This window comes from Catenuloplanes japonicus, assembly GCF_000717135.1.
GTDB classification, from domain to species: Bacteria; Actinomycetota; Actinomycetes; order Mycobacteriales; family Micromonosporaceae; genus Catenuloplanes; species Catenuloplanes japonicus.
Map to the genome: position 1 here is coordinate 37,448 of NZ_JNXY01000022.1, position 14,625 is coordinate 52,072.

Here is a 14,625-nt window from a genome sequence, read left to right on the forward strand (position 1 = left end):
GCCTCGATCAACGGGCACTCCGTGCCCGAAATTTCGTGACTTAGCGGCCTGCGCCGCGGCATCCGACCCTGTCGGCAAAAGCTCGCCAGGCCGAGAGGCGCCAGACCTCGGGGAACGGCAATTCAGACGGCCGCAGCGGGCTGTCGCGCGGTCACCAGGTCGCCCAGGCGCTCCCGGCCGCCGTCCACCGCGGTCAGCACCCAGATGCCGTCCTCCAGCAGCGCCATCGAGTGCTCGACGTGCGCGGCCACCGACCGGTCCCGGGTGATCACGGTCCAGCCGTCGGAGAGCTCCACCGACTTCGGCGAGCCGAGCGTGATCATCGGCTCGATCGCCAGGCACAGGCCGTTGGTGAGCGAGATGCCCCGCCCCGGCCGCCCGTAGTTCAGCACGTGCGGGTCCTGGTGCATCTCGGTGCCGATGCCGTGCCCGCCGTACCCCTCGACGATCCCGTAGCGGCCACCGGCGCGCACCGCGCGCTCCACCGCGTACGAGATGTCGGACAGCTTGCCCCGCCCGGACGCGGCACCACGGGCCGCGGCGGCCAGACCGGCCCACATCGCGTCCTCCGCGACCTGGGCCATCTTCAGCAGCTCCGGCCGCACCTCGCCGACGCCGACCGTGATCGCGGAGTCGCCGTGCCAGCCGTCCAGCACCGCGCCGCAGTCGATGGAGATCAGGTCCCCCTCCTGGAGGACCTGCTTCTCCGACGGGATCGCGTGCACGATCTGCTCGTTGACCGAGGAGCAGATCGAGGCCGGGTAACCGTGGTAGCCCTTGAAGGACGGCACGGCCCCGGCATCCCTGATCACGGACTCGGCGATCGCGTCCAGGTCTCCGGTGGAGACACCGGGCGCGACCGCCTGACGCATCCGCTCCAGCGCTTCGGCCACGACGAGCCCTGCGGCCCGCATCTTGACTATCTGGTCCGTGGTCTTCAGCTGAATCCTCAGCTGCTGGCGGCGCATGCGTACCCTCTTGCTCTCGTGCACGTGACGGCGCCGCTCAGCGACGCCCTGGGCCGGGCTAGGTCAGCCGCCGTAGGACCGCAGCGCGTCGATCGCGCGGACCGTGACGTCCTCGACCGGGCCGGTGGCGTCGATGCCCACCAGCTTGCCCTGCGCCCCGAAGTAGTCGACCAGCGGTGCGGTGTCACGGGCGTAGACCCGCAGCCGCTCCGCGATCGTCTCGGCCTTGTCGTCGTCGCGCTGGAACAGCTCGCCGCCGCACCGGTCGCAGATGTCCTCCCGCGACGGTGCGTCGAACTCGACGTGCCAGATCTTCCCGCAACCACGGCAGGTGCGCCGGCCGGACAGTCGCCGGATGACCTCGTCGTCGTCGACGACGAGCTCCAGCACGATGTCCAGGCCGGTGCCCAGGTCCGCCAGCAGCTTGTCCAGCGCGTTCGCCTGGGGCGTGGTGCGCGGGAACCCGTCCAGCAGGAAGCCGTCGGCCGAGTCGGGCTCGGCCAGCCGCTCCCGGACCATGTTGATCGTGACCTCGTCCGGGACGAGCTGGCCGGCGTCCATGTAGCGCTTGGCCTCTACGCCGAGCGGCGTGCCCTGAGCCACGTTCGCCCGGAAGATGTCACCGGTCGAGATCTTCGGCACCGCCAGGTGGGCGGCGATGAACTCGGCCTGGGTCCCTTTGCCCGCCCCGGGGGGACCAACCAGTACGAGTCTCACCTATGCGCCCCCCTGGCTCGCTCGCTCGTTTCGCCCGCCCACTAGCGCAGGAACCCTTCGTAGTTCCGCTGCATGAGCTGGCTCTCGATCTGCTTCACCGTCTCCAAGCCCACACCAACCATGATGAGCACCGCGGTGCCACCGAACGGGAAGTTCTGGAACTGGTTGTTGTCGAGCCAGATGAAGAAGAAGTTGGGCAGGATGGAGATCACACCAAGGTACAGCGAACCGGGCAGCGTGATCCGACTAAGGATGAAGTCAAGATAGTCCGCCGTCGGCTTCCCCGGGCGGATGCCCGGAACAAACCCGCCGTACTTCTTCATGTTCTCCGCAACCTCGGTGGGGTTGAACGTGATGGAGACGTAGAAGTACGTGAAGAAGATGATCAGCAGGAAGTAGATCACGATGTGGATCCACGACGCGGGGTCGACGATGTTGTTCTGCACCCAGGACTGGACCGGACCCGGATCGTTCTGATCGAAGAACTGCAGGATCAGCTGGGGCAGGTACAGCAGCGAGGACGCGAAGATCACCGGGATGACACCGGCCTGGTTGACCTTGAGCGGGATGTACGTCGACGTTCCGCCGTACATCTTGCGGCCGATCATGCGCTTCGCGTACTGCACCGGGATGCGGCGTTGTGCCTGCTCGATGAAGACGACCAGCGTGATGACCAGCAGGACCAGCGCCAGGACCGCGATGAACCAGGCCCAGCCGCGGGACTCCTTGATCGCCCAGCCCTCGCTGGGAAGGCGCGCCGCGATCGAGGTGAAGATCAGAACGGACATGCCGTTGCCGACGCCACGGTCGGTGATCAGCTCACCGAGCCACATCACCACACCGGTGCCGGCGGTCATCGTGATGACCAGGGCCACCAGCGTGATCCACATCGGCAGGCCGGTGTTCTCCGGCACGATGGGGAACTGGTCGCACTGGTTGCTGAACAGCTGGCCGGACCGCGCCAGGGCCACGAAGGCCGAGGACTGCAGGACTGCCAGGCCGAGCGTCAGATAGCGCGTGTACTGGGTGATCTTCGCCTGCCCGGACTGCCCCTCCTTGCGGAGCTGCTCCAGGCGCGGGATCACCACCGTCAGGAGCTGAAGGATGATCGACGCGGTGATGTAGGGCATGATGCCCAGCGCGAAGACCGAGAGCGATAGGAGCGCGCCACCCGAGAACAGGTTCAGCAGCGAGAAGACGCCGCTGGTAGCCCCGCTCTCCATGATGTCGATGCACTTCTGCACGTTGCTGAACGAGACGCCAGGGCTGGGGAGTGTGGCTCCGAGCCGGTAGACCGCGATGATGGCGACTGTAAACAGCAGCTTTTTGCGCAGGTCAGGCGTGCGGAACGCACTGAGAAAGGCGGAGAGCAACTTCTTCCTCCTGCGCGAGGTAGCCGCCACGGTGGCGGTCGGAGCGGGTCCCGGTTGCGACACCCGCGTATCCATGGGCTGGAAACGGACTCTAACAGTCGGCGACGTATCCGGTCAGCGTGGCCGGGCACATACACCGGCCCCGATATTAACGGCACGGCGTAGTCGAATCGACACCGCACCACCCCTTTTAACGGAGCGATGCCCCACCAGACACTACGACGAGGGTGCTGATCCGCCCACCAACGGCAGGCGAATTCAGCACCCTCGTACGCATGTCCGAACTACAGCTCGGTCGCCGACCCGCCGGCGGCCGCGATCCGCTCCTTGGCAGACGCGCTGAACGCATCCGCCTTGACCTGGAGCGCGACGCCGTTCAGGTCGCCAGTGCCGAGCACCTTGACCGGGTGGCCGCGGCGAACCGCGCCCGCCGCTGCCAGCTCGTCCGGGCCGACCTCGCCGCCGTTCGGGAACAGCTCGGCGAGGCGGTCCAGGTTCACGACCTGGAAGACGACCTTGTTCTTGTTCTTGAAGCCCTTCAGCTTCGGCAGGCGCATGTGGATGGGCATCTGCCCACCCTCGAACGCAGCCGAGATGTTCTTCCGGGCCTTGGAACCCTTGGTACCCCGACCGGCGGTCTTGCCCTTCGAGCCCTCACCGCGACCAACGCGGGTCTTGGCCTTCTTGGAGCCGGGCGCCGGCTGGAGGTCATGAATCCTGATGGCCATTTACTCCACCTCCTCGACCTTCACGAGGTGGTTCACGGCGAAGATCATGCCGCGAATCTCCGGCCGATCCTCCTTGACCACCACATCGTTGATCCGCTTCAGTCCAAGCGACCGCAGCGACTCGCGCTGGTTGTGCTTGCAACCGATCGTGGACCGGAGCTGCGTCACCTTGAGGCGTGCCATATCAGGCCCCCGCCCCGGCCCGCGTGGCGAGCATGGCGGCCGGAGCAACGTCCTCCACCGGCAGCCCACGACGCGCGGCGACAGCCTCGGGCGACTCGAGCATCTTCAGAGCCGCCACGGTCGCGTGCACGATGTTGATCGGGTTCGACGAGCCCAGCGACTTCGAGAGCACGTCGTGGATGCCCGCGCACTCCAGCACGGCACGCACCGGGCCACCGGCGATAACACCGGTACCGGCGGAGGCCGGCTTCAGGAGCACGACACCGGCGGCGTCCTCACCCTGCACCGGGTGCGGGATGGACGCGGCGATACGCGGCACCTTGAAGAAGTGCTTCTTGGCCTCCTCGACACCCTTGGCAATCGCCGCGGGCACCTCCTTGGCCTTGCCGTAGCCGACACCGACGGTTCCGTCGCCGTCGCCCACGATCACGAGCGCGGTGAAGCTGAAGCGACGACCGCCCTTGACGACCTTCGCAACACGGTTGATCGCGACGACCCGCTCGAGGTGCGGGGTCTTCTCGGCCGGAGCGTTGCCCCGGCCGCCGTCCCGGCCGCGGCCCTCGCGACGGCCGCCGCCACCTTCAGAGCCACCGGACCCGCCGCCTCGGCGCTGTTGACCTGGCATTGGTCTTCCTTCCTAGAACTCGAGTCCGGCTTCGCGGGCGGCCGACGCCAGAGCGGCGATGCGCCCGGCGTACTTGTTGCCGCCGCGGTCGAAGACGACCTTGCTGACACCCGCGGCCTTGGCCCGCTCGGCGAGGAGCGTGCCGACCTTGCCGGCCAGGGCGCTCTTGTCGCCCTCGCCGCCACGGATGGTGGCGTCCAGCGTCGAGGCCGACGCGAGGGTGTGCCCCTTGTTGTCGTCCACGACCTGGGCCGTGATGTGCCGCAGCGAGCGGGTGACGACCAGGCGAGGACGCTCCTCCGTGCCACGCACGACGGTGCGCAGCCGGAAGTGACGACGCGCACGGCCCACGGCCCGCTTCGCGGCGACTCCGCCGCCGTTGCGGCGCTTGAGCAGCTTGGCGCTCACTTCTTGCCTGCCTTTCCAGCCTTACGGCGGATGACCTCGCCCTGGTACTTCACACCCTTGCCCTTGTAGGGCTCCGGCGGACGGATCTTGCGGATGTTCGCGGAGACCTCGCCCACCAGCTGCTTGTCGATGCCGGCCACGTGGAACAGGGTCGGGCGCTCGACGGTGAAGCTGATGCCCGCGGGGGGCTGCACTACCACCGGGTGCGAGAAACCAAGAGCGAACTCAAGGTCGTTGCCCTTCGCGGTGACCCGGTAACCGGTGCCGTTGATCTCCAGCGACTTCCGGTATCCCTCGGTCACGCCGACGATCATGTTGGCGACGAGCGTCCGGCTGAGGCCGTGCAGCTCCTTCGCCTTGCGCTCGTCATTGGGCCGGCTGACCTCGATGGTGCCGTCGTCAGCGCGCTGGGCGGTGATCGGCTCGGCCAGGGTGTGCGACAGCTCACCCTTCGGGCCCTTCACGGTCACCACAGCGCCGTCGATCTTGACATCGACGTTGGCCGGCACGGAGATCGACTTACGTCCGATTCGCGACATTAGAGCTCTTCCTCACCAGACGTAGGCGAGGACTTCCCCGCCCACCCCTCGCTTGCGGGCCTGCCGGTCGGTGAGCAGCCCCTGGGACGTCGAGATGATCGCCACGCCGAGGCCGCCGAGCACGCGCGGCAGCTCCGGGGACTTGGCGTACACCCGCAGACCGGGCTTGGAGACCCGGCGGATACCGGCGAGGCTGCGCTCGCGGCTCGAGCCGTACTTCAGCTCGACCACCAGCTTCTTGCCGACGACGTCCTCTTCCGGGTTCTCAACGGACCAGCTGGCGATGTAACCCTCGGCCTGGAGGACCTCGGCGATGTTCGCCTTGATCTTCGAGTAGGGCATCGCCACCCGGTCGTGATACGCCTGGTTGGCGTTACGCAGACGCGTCAGCATGTCTGCGATCGGGTCAGTCATGGTCATTGGTTTGTCAGCCTTTCTCGCCGGGGTTCCCAGGCGATGTGCCGGGGCCTACGGCGAAGAGGTGCCACTGTCTTCTGTGAATTCGCAGCGTGGCGGATGGTTACCAGGAAGCCTTCGACACACCGGGCAGCTCGCCGCGGTGGGCCATCTCCCGGATGCAGACGCGGCACAGACCGAACTTGCGGTAGACGGCCTTCGGCCGGCCGCACCGCTGGCAACGGGTGTACGCGCGCACCGCGAACTTGGGCTTCGCGGCCGCCTTCAGGATCAGCGCCTTCTTGGCCATGTATCGCTCACTGCTCCTTGAACGGGAAGCCAAGGAGCTTCAGCAGCGCCCGGCCCTCATCGTCGGTCTTCGCCGAGGTCACCACGGTGATGTCCATGCCCCGGGTACGGTCGATCCGGTCCTGGTCGATCTCGTGGAACACCGACTGCTCGGTCAGACCGAACGTGTAGTTGCCGTTGCCGTCGAGCTTGCGCCCGTCGAGTCCGCGGAAGTCGCGGATACGCGGGAGCGCGATCGACAGCAGCCGGTCCAGGAACTCCCACATCCGGTCGCCCCGCAGGGTGACCTTCGCGCCGATCGGCATGCCCTCACGCAGCTTGAACTGCGCGATGGACTTGCGGGAGCGGCGGATCAGCGGCTTCTGGCCGGTGATCGTGGCCAGGTCGCGGACGGCACCGTCGATGAGCTTCGCGTCGCGGGCAGCCTCGCCGACACCCATGTTGACCACGATCTTCACCAGACCGGGGACCTGCATGGCGTTCGCGTACTGGTGCTGCTCACGCAGCTGCGCGATGATCTCGTTCCGGTACCGCGCCTTGAGACGCGGCTGGATCTTGGTTTCGGTAGCTGCCGTCATCACAGTTCCTTGCCGTTACGACGCGAGATACGGATCTTGGAACCGTTCTCGTCGATCCGGTAGCCCACACGGGTCCGGTTGCCGTCGGAGTCGACCACCATCACGTTGGACACGTGAATCGGGGCCTCCTGCGTAACGATGCCACCGGTCTTCGCGCCACGCTGAGTGGTCTGGATGCGCTCGTGCTTCTTGACTCGGTTCACGCCCTCGACCAGGACCTTGTCCAGGCGCGGGTAGGCGGCAATGACCTTGCCCCGAACGCCCTTGTCCTTCCCGGCGATGACCTCGACCGTGTCGCCCTTCTTGACCTTCACGGTCACAACACCTCCGGGGCGAGCGAAATGATCTTCATGAACCGCTTGTCCCGCAGCTCACGGCCCACCGGGCCGAAGATACGGGTACCACGGGGGTCACCGCCGTCCTTGATGATCACGGCGGCGTTCTCGTCGAAGCGGATGTACGACCCGTCGGGCCGGCGCCGCTCCTTCGCGGTGCGGACGACGACCGCCTTGACGACGTCGCCCTTCTTGACACCGGCGCCCGGGATCGCGTCCTTGACGGTGGCCACGATGACGTCGCCGATGCTCGCGTAGCGCCGACCCGAGCCGCCGAGCACCCGGATGCACAGGATCTCCCTGGCACCCGTGTTGTCGGCGACACGCAGTCGCGACTCCTGCTGGATCACGTCTATCTCCTATGTCTGCCAGTTCTCCGCCCGATGCTGGGGCGGAGCTTGGCGGAACCTGGTCCGCGCTAGGCGCGGGCTGATTTCCCGCACCGACACGTGCCGGGGCCGAAGCCCCGGTCGTGTCGGGCTACTTCGCCTTCTCGAGGATCTCGACGATCCGCCACCGCTTGGTGGCGGACAGCGGCCGGGTCTCCATCAGGGAGACACGGTCGCCGACGCCGGCGGCGTTCTGCTCGTCGTGGACCTTCAGCTTGCGCGTACGGCGGATGACCTTGCCGTACAGCGCGTGCTTGACGCGGTCCTCGACCTCGACAACGACGGTCTTGTCCATCTTGTCGCTGACCACCAGGCCCTCACGGACCTTGCGGCGGCCGCGGACCTCGGCGGTCTCGGCGGTGTTCTCACTCATCAGGCAGTCACCTCAGACGGCGCGGACGAGAGACCGAGCTCCCGCTCACGCAGAATCGTGTAGATCCGGGCAATCTCCCGGCGGACGACAGGCAGCCGCCGGTTGTTGTCCAGCTGACCCGTGGCGCCCTGCACCCGGAGGTTGAACAGCTCCGCCTTGGCCTCCTTGAGCTTCGCGATCAGCTCCTCCTCGGAGAGCTCACGGAACTCGGTAGCCTTGGTACCGGCTGCCATCACGCCTCACCCACTTCGCGCTTCACGATGCGGCACTTCATCGGCAGCTTGTGAATCGCGCGGCGCATCGCCTCGCGCGCGATCGCCTCGTTCGGGAAGGACATCTCGAACAGGACGCGGCCCGGCTTGATGTTCGCGACCCACCACTCCGGCGAACCCTTGCCGGAACCCATGCGGGTCTCGGCCGGCTTCTTCGTGAGCGCCTGGTCCGGGAAAATCGTGATCCAGACCTTGCCGCCACGCTTGATGTGGCGGGTCATCGCGATACGGGCCGACTCGATCTGACGGTTGGTGACGTAGGCCGGCTCCAGAGCCTGGATACCGAACTCACCGAACACCACCCGGTTGCCGCCCTTGCTCGAACCGTGACGGTCCGGGTGGTGCGGCTTGCGGAAGCCCTTCGGGGGCTTGCGCGGGATCAGCATCTGTCAGCCCTCCTGCTGCTTCTCTGCGGCGGCCGGCGCGGAGCTCTCCGCGGCCGGAGCCGACGAGGCCTCAGAGGCCTGCGCGGCGGCGGCCGCACGACCGGCCTCGGTGCCGCCCGCGGTGGTGCCGGACGAGCCGGACCGGCCACGACGCGGCCGCTCGGGCCGGTCGCCACGCTCACGGCGCGGACGGGACGGAGCCGTGTCCTGCGGGGCCTCGCGGCCCGGCACGGCGTCACCCTTGTAGATCCAGACCTTCACGCCGATACGGCCGAAGGTGGTACGGGCCTCGAAGAAGCCGTACTCGATGTTGGCCCGCAGCGTGTGCAGCGGAACGCGACCCTCACGGTAGAACTCCGTGCGGCTCATCTCGGCGCCGCCGAGGCGACCCGAGACCTGAACCCGAATGCCCTTGCAGACCGGGTTCTTCATCGCGGACTGCATCGCCTTGCGCATGGCCCGGCGGAAGCTGACGCGGCTGGACAGCTGCTCGGCAACGCCCTGGGCAACCAGCTGCGCGTCCGACTCGGGGTTCTTGACCTCGAGGATGTTCAGCTGCACCTGCTTGCCGGTGAGCTTCTCCAGCTCGCCCCGGATCCGGTCCGCCTCCGCGCCCTTACGGCCGATGACGATGCCCGGACGGGCGGTGTGGATGTCGACGCGAACCCGGTCACGGGTGCGCTCGATGTCCACCTTGGAGATGCCGGCACGCTCGAGGCCCTTGGACATCATGCGGCGGATCTTGACATCCTCGCCGATGTAGTCCTTGTAGAGCTTGTCCGCGAACCAGCGGGACTTCCAGTCGGTCGAGATGCCGAGTCGGAACCCGTGCGGGTGAACCTTCTGACCCATTACTCGGCCGCCTCCGTCTCGTTCTTGGGCTGCTCGGCCGCGGGAGCGGCCTTCTTGGCAGCGGCCTTCTTGGCGGGCCGCGCCTTCGGCGCCACTGCCTCGACGGCGATCGTGATGTGGCAGGTGCGCTTGCGGATGCGGTAAGCCCGACCCTGAGCGCGCGGCCGGAACCGCTTGAGCGTCGGGCCCTCGTCCACAAACGCCTCGGCGACCAGCAGCGCGTCAGGATCCAGCCGCTCGTTGTTCTCAGCGTTCGCGATCGCGCTGGCCAGCACCTTGTAGACCGGCTCGCTCGCCGACTGCGGTGCGAACTGCAGCACGGTGAGTGCCTCCTTCGCGGGCAGACCACGAACGAGGTCGACCACCCGACGCGCCTTCATCGGCGAGACGCGGACGTGCCGCGCCACCGCCCGCGCGCCCGGCAGCACCGGAGCGTCGCCTTTTCCTGGCATCGCTGTAACCCCTTGATCCTCTAATCCGTGACTTCTGCTCAGCGCCGGCGGCTCTTGCGGTCGTCCTTCTCGTGACCCTTGAACGTGCGGGTCAGAGCGAACTCACCGAGCTTGTGGCCGACCATCGCCTCGGAGATAAACACCGGGACGTGCTTGCGCCCGTCGTGCACGGCGATCGTGTGCCCGAGCATCTCGGGGATGATCGTCGAGCGACGCGACCAGGTCTTGATGACGTTCTTCGAGCCCTTGTCGTTCTGGACTTCCACCTTCTTGAGGAGGTGGTCGTCGATGAACGGGCCCTTCTTCAGGCTGCGAGGCATGTCTTCTCCAGTCCAGCTGTCTCTATCAGCCGCGCTTGCGGGTTGCGTAGCGGCGGCGGACGATCAGCTTGTCGCTCGCCTGGCCCTTGCGACGGGTACGGCCCTCGGGCTTACCAGCCGGGTTGACCGGGTGGCGACCACCGGAGGTCTTGCCCTCACCACCACCGTGCGGGTGGTCGACCGGGTTCATGGCGACACCGCGGACGGTCGGGCGCTTGCCCTTCCACCGCATACGGCCGGCCTTGCCCCAGTTGATGTTCGACTGATCGGCGTTGCCGATCTCGCCGACGGTGGCGCGGCAGCGCACGTCGACGCGCCGGATCTCACCGGACGGCATACGCAGGGTCGCGTACTGCTCCTCGCGGCCCAGCAGCTGAATGCCGACGCCGGCCGAACGGGCCAGCTTGGCACCGCCGCCCGGACGCAGCTCCACGGCGTGCACCTGGGTGCCGACCGGGATGTTGCGCAGCGGCAGGTTGTTGCCCGGCTTGATGTCGGCGCCGACACCGGCCTCGACCTTGTCGCCCTGCTTCAGGTCCTTCGGCGCGAGGATGTAGCGCTTCTCGCCGTCGACGTAGTGCAGCAGCGCGATACGGGCGGTGCGGTTCGGGTCGTACTCGATGTGAGCGACCTTGGCCGGGATGCCGTCCTTGTCCGCCCGCTTGAAGTCGATCAAGCGGTACTGGCGCTTGTGGCCACCACCCTGGTGACGGGTGGTGATCCGGCCGTGCGCGTTGCGGCCGCCCTTCTTGGGCAGCGGCACGAGCAGCGACTTCTCCGGGGTGGAGCGCGTGATCTCGGCGAAGTCCGAGACGGAGCCGCCACGGCGGCCCGGCGTCGTCGGCTTGTACTTACGAATAGGCATGTCCTACACCCCTCAGCTGACCGGGCCGCCGAAGGCCTCGATGCGGTCCCCGTCAGCCAGCTTCACCAGCGCGCGCTTGGTAGCCTTGCGCTGACCGAAACCGGTCTTGGTCCGCTTCCGCTTGCCCTCGCGGTTAGACGTGTTCACGGTCAGAACGCGCACGTTGAAGATCTGCTGGATAGCGATCTTGATGGCGGTCTTGTTCGCGTCCGGGTGGACCAGGAACGTGTACCAGTTCTGGTCGAGAACGCTGTAGCTCTTCTCAGAGACCACCGGCGCGACGATGATGTCGCGCGGATCCGAGATCGTGGTCACTTGTCACCCTCCTCGCTCTTGGAGCGGCCGCCCACGAACTGGTCGAGAGCGTCCTTGGTGAAGACCACCGCGAGGGAGTTCAGCACGTCGTACGTGTTGAGCTGCCCGACCTCGATCAGGTGCACGGTCGGCTCGTTGCGCAGCGAGAGCCAGTTGAGCTCGTCCTCGCTGGTCAGCACGACCAGGACCTTGGTCTCCCCGGTCACCTTGGCCAGCGTGGCCAGGGCGGCCTTCGTCGACGGCGTCTCGCCGGTGACGAACGCCTCGACCACGTGCAGCGCACCGTCGCGGGCCCGGTCGGAGAGGGCGCCACGCAGGGCGGCGGCCTTCATCTTCTTGGGGGTCCGCTGCGAGTAGTCGCGCGGCACGGGGCCGTGCACGACGCCACCGCCGGCGAACTGCGGCGCACGGGTCGAGCCCTGACGGGCGCGGCCGGTGCCCTTCTGCTTGTACGGCTTCCTGCCGCCGCCGGAGACCTCACCGCGGGTCTTCACCTTGTGCGTGCCCTGGCGGGCGGCCGCCAGCTGAGCCACCACGACCTGGTGCATCAGCGGGATGTTGGCCTGCACGTCGAAGATCTCCGCGGGCAGGTCGACAGAGCCGGCCTTCGCGCCCTCGGCGTTCAGCACGTCAATGGAGCTCACTTGACGGCACCCTTCTTCACCGGGGCCTTCGCGGCGGAACGCACCAGGATCAGCGCACCCTTGGGGCCAGGAATGGCACCACGGACGAGCAGCAGGTTGTTCTCCACGTCGACCGCCTGAACGGTCAGGTTCTGCACGGTGTAGCGCGCGCTGCCCATCCGGCCCGCCATGCGGACGCCCTTGAACACGCGACCAGGGGTCGCGCAGGCGCCGATCGAGCCCGGGGAGCGGTGCTTACGCTCGACACCGTGGCTCGCGCGGAGGCCGTGGAAGCCGTGCCGCTTCATGACACCGGCGAAGCCCTTGCCCTTGGTCCGGCCGGTCACGTCGACCGGAGAGCCCACCGGGAACGAGTCCACGGTGACTTCCTGACCGAGCGAGTACTCGCCCGCGTCGGAGGTCCGCAGCTCGACGATGTGACGGCGCGGAGCGACGTCGGCCTTGGCGAAGTGACCTGCCCGCGGCTTGTTGGCCTTGCGGGGGTCGATCGCACCGAACGCCAGCTGGACCGCGGAGTAGCCGTCCGTGTCAGCGGTGCGGACCTGGGTCACGACGCACGGGCCGGCCTGCACCACGGTCACCGGGACAACCTTGTTGTTGTCCCAGACCTGGGTCATGCCGAGCTTGGCGCCCAGGATGCCCTTCACTTGCCTGTCCATGAGTTCGCAGTCCCTACAGCTTGATCTCGATGTCGACGCCGGCCGGCAGGTCGAGGCGCATAAGCGAGTCGACCGTCTTCGGGGTCGGGTCGATGATGTCGATCAGACGCTTGTGCGTACGCATCTCGAAGTGCTCGCGCGAGTCCTTGTACTTGTGCGGCGAACGGATCACGCAGAAACGGTTGATCTCCGTGGGCAGCGGCACCGGTCCCGCGACCTGCGCCCCGGTGCGCGTCACCGTCTCGACGATCTTCCGCGCCGAGGAATCGACCACCTCGTGGTCGTAGGCCTTGAGCCGGATGCGGATCTTCTGTCCCGCCATGGTGGCTTCTGTTTCCTTCTCTCGATGCCGCTACCTGCCGAGTAGAACTCCTCGGCATGCCCCCGGATCAGACTCGGCCAAGTTGTTCACTCGGCCGGATTTGACCCGGGGCACAGGACCCTCGGCCCTGTGCTGTCCGACCCCCGCGGTCGGGCGTGTCGCGTTGTAACTTCACGCTCCGCCCCAGAATTCGGAGCGATTGCCCTGCACCCCCACAATCAGGGGCAGCCCTTCGTCAGAAGGACTCGTCCGCCGGGATCGGGGCGCTCAGGTAAAGATCAAACTTTCCCCGAACGCCGGGCGAGGGCGACTGGACGCGGCGTCACAAAGACACAGCACATCCAGCCGCCCCGCGCGGACGCAACCTGACTAGTATGCCGTATTACCCAACGGCAATGCTAATCGGGGTACCTGTTTACTTACTTGATGATCTTCGTGACCGTGCCGGCGCCGACGGTGCGGCCACCCTCACGGATCGCGAACTTCAGACCCTGGTCCATGGCGATGGGCTGGATCAGCTTGACGGCCATGGAGGTGCTGTCGCCCGGCATGACCATCTCGGTGCCCTCGGGGAGAGTCACGACGCCGGTCACGTCCGTGGTACGGAAGTAGAACTGCGGGCGGTAGTTCTGGAAGAACGGCGTGTGCCGGCCACCCTCCTCCTTGGAGAGGATGTAAACCTGGCCCTCGAACTCCGTGTGCGGAGTAGAGGTGCCCGGCTTCACGATGACCATGCCGCGCTCGACGTCCTCGCGCTTGATGCCGCGGAGGAGCAGACCGACGTTCTCGCCGGCGCGCGCCTCGTCCAGCACCTTGCGGAACATCTCGATACCGGTGCAGATCGTCTTGGTCGACTTCTCGCGGATGCCGACGATCTCCACCTCCTCGTTCGGCTTGAGGATGCCGCGCTCGGCGCGACCGGTCACCACGGTGCCACGACCGGTGATCGTGAAGACGTCCTCGATCGGCATGAGGAACGGCTTCTCGGTCTCGCGCTCGGGCTGCGGGATCGCGGTGTCGACCGCGTCCATCAGCTCGAGCAGCTTGCCGGTCCACTCCGGGTCGCCCTCAAGCGCCTTGAGCGCCGAGACGCGCACGACCGGCAGGTCGTCGCCCGGGAACTCGTAGGTGCTGAGCAGCTCGCGGACCTCGAGCTCGACGAGCTCCAGGAGCTCCTCGTCGTCGACCATGTCGCTCTTGTTGAGCGCCACGACGATGTACGGAACGCCGACCTGGCGGGCCAGGAGCACGTGCTCCTTGGTCTGCGGCATCGGGCCGTCGGTCGCCGCGACCACCAGGATCGCGCCGTCCATCTGCGCGGCACCGGTGATCATGTTCTTGATGTAGTCCGCGTGGCCGGGGCAGTCGACGTGCGCGTAGTGCCGCTTGTCGGTCTGGTACTCGACGTGCGCGATGGAGATCGTGATACCACGAGCCTTCTCCTCCGGCGCCTTGTCGATCTCGTCGAACGGCGTGTAGGGGTTCAGGTCCGGGTACTGGTCGTGCAGGACCTTCGTGATGGCCGCGGTCAGCGTCGTCTTACCGTGGTCGATGTGACCAATGGTGCCGATGTTGACGTGCGGCTTAGTCCGCTCGAACTTCGCCTTCGCCACTGGT

The 14,625-nt window shown here is 67.0% G+C and carries 25 protein-coding genes; all 25 read right to left on the bottom strand.

Annotated elements, in window-relative coordinates; all coding sequences use genetic code 11:
* Positions 1–122: 122 nt before the first annotated feature.
* The 25 genes from map to tuf all read right to left on the bottom strand — a co-directional run bounded on the left by map (position 123) and on the right by tuf (position 14,621).
* Complete coding sequence (gene map / locus OP04_RS27910; protein ID WP_033342846.1) at positions 123–968, bottom strand: type I methionyl aminopeptidase; 846 nt, start codon at positions 966–968, stop codon at positions 123–125.
* Positions 969–1,031: 63 nt separating this feature from the next.
* Positions 1,032–1,685 (bottom strand): adenylate kinase, encoded by a 654-nt coding sequence (locus OP04_RS27915; protein ID WP_033342847.1) that lies wholly within the window; start codon positions 1,683–1,685, stop codon positions 1,032–1,034.
* Between the two features lie 41 nt (positions 1,686–1,726).
* On the bottom strand, positions 1,727–3,058 hold the full coding sequence (secY, locus tag OP04_RS27920) for a preprotein translocase subunit SecY (RefSeq protein WP_033342848.1): 1,332 nt from the start codon (positions 3,056–3,058) through the stop codon (positions 1,727–1,729).
* Between the two features lie 284 nt (positions 3,059–3,342).
* Positions 3,343–3,786 (bottom strand): 50S ribosomal protein L15, encoded by a 444-nt coding sequence (rplO, locus tag OP04_RS27925; RefSeq protein ID WP_035086812.1) that lies wholly within the window; start codon positions 3,784–3,786, stop codon positions 3,343–3,345.
* On the bottom strand, positions 3,787–3,969 hold the full coding sequence (rpmD, locus tag OP04_RS27930; RefSeq protein WP_033342849.1) for a 50S ribosomal protein L30: 183 nt from the start codon (positions 3,967–3,969) through the stop codon (positions 3,787–3,789).
* Position 3,970: 1 nt separating this feature from the next.
* Positions 3,971–4,594 (bottom strand): 30S ribosomal protein S5, encoded by a 624-nt coding sequence (rpsE, locus tag OP04_RS27935; RefSeq protein WP_033342850.1) that lies wholly within the window; start codon positions 4,592–4,594, stop codon positions 3,971–3,973.
* Positions 4,595–4,606: 12 nt separating this feature from the next.
* A complete protein-coding gene (gene rplR / locus OP04_RS27940; protein ID WP_035086815.1) occupies positions 4,607–5,002 on the bottom strand; it encodes a 50S ribosomal protein L18 in 396 nt (131 codons plus the stop codon).
* A complete protein-coding gene (rplF, locus tag OP04_RS27945) occupies positions 4,999–5,541 on the bottom strand; it encodes a 50S ribosomal protein L6 (protein ID WP_033342851.1) in 543 nt (180 codons plus the stop codon). Before rplF ends, rplR begins: the two co-directional genes overlap by 4 nt.
* A 12-nt stretch (positions 5,542–5,553) precedes the next feature.
* A complete protein-coding gene (gene rpsH / locus OP04_RS27950) occupies positions 5,554–5,961 on the bottom strand; it encodes a 30S ribosomal protein S8 (RefSeq protein WP_033342852.1) in 408 nt (135 codons plus the stop codon).
* A gap of 100 nt (positions 5,962–6,061) precedes the next feature.
* The gene (locus OP04_RS27955; protein WP_033342853.1) at positions 6,062–6,247 is read right to left on the bottom strand and encodes a type Z 30S ribosomal protein S14; all 186 of its coding nucleotides are present in this window, start codon (positions 6,245–6,247) and stop codon (positions 6,062–6,064) included.
* A 7-nt stretch (positions 6,248–6,254) separates the two neighbouring features.
* Entirely contained in the window at positions 6,255–6,824 is a 570-nt protein-coding gene (gene rplE, locus OP04_RS27960; RefSeq protein WP_033342854.1) for a 50S ribosomal protein L5, read from the bottom strand.
* A complete protein-coding gene (gene rplX / locus OP04_RS27965) occupies positions 6,824–7,144 on the bottom strand; it encodes a 50S ribosomal protein L24 (RefSeq protein ID WP_198154004.1) in 321 nt (106 codons plus the stop codon). Before rplX ends, rplE begins: the two co-directional genes overlap by 1 nt.
* On the bottom strand, positions 7,141–7,509 hold the full coding sequence (gene rplN / locus OP04_RS27970) for a 50S ribosomal protein L14 (RefSeq protein WP_007465279.1): 369 nt from the start codon (positions 7,507–7,509) through the stop codon (positions 7,141–7,143). The genes rplX and rplN overlap by 4 nt, the downstream gene beginning before the upstream one ends.
* A 130-nt stretch (positions 7,510–7,639) precedes the next feature.
* The gene (gene rpsQ / locus OP04_RS27975; protein WP_033342855.1) at positions 7,640–7,921 is read right to left on the bottom strand and encodes a 30S ribosomal protein S17; all 282 of its coding nucleotides are present in this window, start codon (positions 7,919–7,921) and stop codon (positions 7,640–7,642) included.
* Positions 7,921–8,154 carry a 50S ribosomal protein L29 gene (rpmC, locus tag OP04_RS27980; RefSeq protein ID WP_033342940.1) on the bottom strand — a complete coding sequence of 78 codons (234 nt, stop codon included), beginning with the start codon at positions 8,152–8,154 and terminating at the stop codon, positions 7,921–7,923. The genes rpsQ and rpmC overlap by 1 nt, the downstream gene beginning before the upstream one ends.
* Entirely contained in the window at positions 8,154–8,579 is a 426-nt protein-coding gene (gene rplP / locus OP04_RS27985; protein ID WP_033342856.1) for a 50S ribosomal protein L16, read from the bottom strand. The genes rpmC and rplP overlap by 1 nt, the downstream gene beginning before the upstream one ends.
* A 3-nt stretch (positions 8,580–8,582) precedes the next feature.
* Positions 8,583–9,431 (bottom strand): 30S ribosomal protein S3, encoded by an 849-nt coding sequence (gene rpsC, locus OP04_RS27990; protein WP_033342857.1) that lies wholly within the window; start codon positions 9,429–9,431, stop codon positions 8,583–8,585.
* On the bottom strand, positions 9,431–9,883 hold the full coding sequence (gene rplV, locus OP04_RS27995; RefSeq protein ID WP_035086821.1) for a 50S ribosomal protein L22: 453 nt from the start codon (positions 9,881–9,883) through the stop codon (positions 9,431–9,433). The genes rpsC and rplV overlap by 1 nt, the downstream gene beginning before the upstream one ends.
* A gap of 38 nt (positions 9,884–9,921) precedes the next feature.
* Positions 9,922–10,203: a 30S ribosomal protein S19 gene (rpsS, locus tag OP04_RS28000; protein ID WP_033342858.1), complete on the bottom strand. Its 282-nt coding sequence runs from the start codon at positions 10,201–10,203 to the stop codon at positions 9,922–9,924.
* Between the two features lie 25 nt (positions 10,204–10,228).
* The gene (gene rplB / locus OP04_RS28005) at positions 10,229–11,068 is read right to left on the bottom strand and encodes a 50S ribosomal protein L2 (RefSeq protein ID WP_033342859.1); all 840 of its coding nucleotides are present in this window, start codon (positions 11,066–11,068) and stop codon (positions 10,229–10,231) included.
* Between the two features lie 12 nt (positions 11,069–11,080).
* Complete coding sequence (gene rplW / locus OP04_RS28010) at positions 11,081–11,383, bottom strand: 50S ribosomal protein L23 (protein ID WP_033342860.1); 303 nt, start codon at positions 11,381–11,383, stop codon at positions 11,081–11,083.
* Positions 11,380–12,027, bottom strand: coding sequence for a 50S ribosomal protein L4 (gene rplD, locus OP04_RS28015; protein ID WP_033342861.1), 648 nt, complete (start codon positions 12,025–12,027; stop codon positions 11,380–11,382). Before rplD ends, rplW begins: the two co-directional genes overlap by 4 nt.
* Positions 12,024–12,686, bottom strand: coding sequence for a 50S ribosomal protein L3 (rplC, locus tag OP04_RS28020; RefSeq protein WP_033342862.1), 663 nt, complete (start codon positions 12,684–12,686; stop codon positions 12,024–12,026). The genes rplD and rplC overlap by 4 nt, the downstream gene beginning before the upstream one ends.
* Before the next feature lie 13 nt (positions 12,687–12,699).
* Positions 12,700–13,008, bottom strand: coding sequence for a 30S ribosomal protein S10 (gene rpsJ / locus OP04_RS28025; RefSeq protein WP_007073037.1), 309 nt, complete (start codon positions 13,006–13,008; stop codon positions 12,700–12,702).
* 419 nt (positions 13,009–13,427) lie between these two features.
* Entirely contained in the window at positions 13,428–14,621 is a 1,194-nt protein-coding gene (gene tuf / locus OP04_RS28030) for an elongation factor Tu (RefSeq protein ID WP_033342863.1), read from the bottom strand.
* Positions 14,622–14,625: the final 4 nt, after the last annotated feature.

Bases quoted from the DNA above. Each gene is read 5' to 3' on its own strand.
- map (WP_033342846.1), bottom strand. From the start codon at position 968: ATGCGCCGCCAGCAGCTGAGGATTCAGCTGAAGACCACGGACCAGATA.
- rplO (WP_035086812.1), bottom strand. From the start codon at position 3,786: ATGGCCATCAGGATTCATGACCTCCAGCCGGCGCCCGGCTCCAAGAAG.
- rpmD (WP_033342849.1), bottom strand. From the start codon at position 3,969: ATGGCACGCCTCAAGGTGACGCAGCTCCGGTCCACGATCGGTTGCAAG.
- rpsE (WP_033342850.1), bottom strand. From the start codon at position 4,594: ATGCCAGGTCAACAGCGCCGAGGCGGCGGGTCCGGTGGCTCTGAAGGT.
- rplF (WP_033342851.1), bottom strand. From the start codon at position 5,541: ATGTCGCGAATCGGACGTAAGTCGATCTCCGTGCCGGCCAACGTCGAT.
- rpsH (WP_033342852.1), bottom strand. From the start codon at position 5,961: ATGACCATGACTGACCCGATCGCAGACATGCTGACGCGTCTGCGTAAC.
- OP04_RS27955 (WP_033342853.1), bottom strand. From the start codon at position 6,247: ATGGCCAAGAAGGCGCTGATCCTGAAGGCGGCCGCGAAGCCCAAGTTC.
- rplE (WP_033342854.1), bottom strand. From the start codon at position 6,824: ATGACGGCAGCTACCGAAACCAAGATCCAGCCGCGTCTCAAGGCGCGG.
- rpsQ (WP_033342855.1), bottom strand. From the start codon at position 7,921: ATGAGTGAGAACACCGCCGAGACCGCCGAGGTCCGCGGCCGCCGCAAG.
- rpmC (WP_033342940.1), bottom strand. From the start codon at position 8,154: ATGGCAGCCGGTACCAAGGCTACCGAGTTCCGTGAGCTCTCCGAGGAG.
- rplP (WP_033342856.1), bottom strand. From the start codon at position 8,579: ATGCTGATCCCGCGCAAGCCCCCGAAGGGCTTCCGCAAGCCGCACCAC.
- rpsC (WP_033342857.1), bottom strand. From the start codon at position 9,431: ATGGGTCAGAAGGTTCACCCGCACGGGTTCCGACTCGGCATCTCGACC.
- rplV (WP_035086821.1), bottom strand. From the start codon at position 9,883: ATGCCAGGAAAAGGCGACGCTCCGGTGCTGCCGGGCGCGCGGGCGGTG.
- rpsS (WP_033342858.1), bottom strand. From the start codon at position 10,203: ATGCCTCGCAGCCTGAAGAAGGGCCCGTTCATCGACGACCACCTCCTC.
- rplB (WP_033342859.1), bottom strand. From the start codon at position 11,068: ATGCCTATTCGTAAGTACAAGCCGACGACGCCGGGCCGCCGTGGCGGC.
- rplC (WP_033342862.1), bottom strand. From the start codon at position 12,686: ATGGACAGGCAAGTGAAGGGCATCCTGGGCGCCAAGCTCGGCATGACC.
- rpsJ (WP_007073037.1), bottom strand. From the start codon at position 13,008: ATGGCGGGACAGAAGATCCGCATCCGGCTCAAGGCCTACGACCACGAG.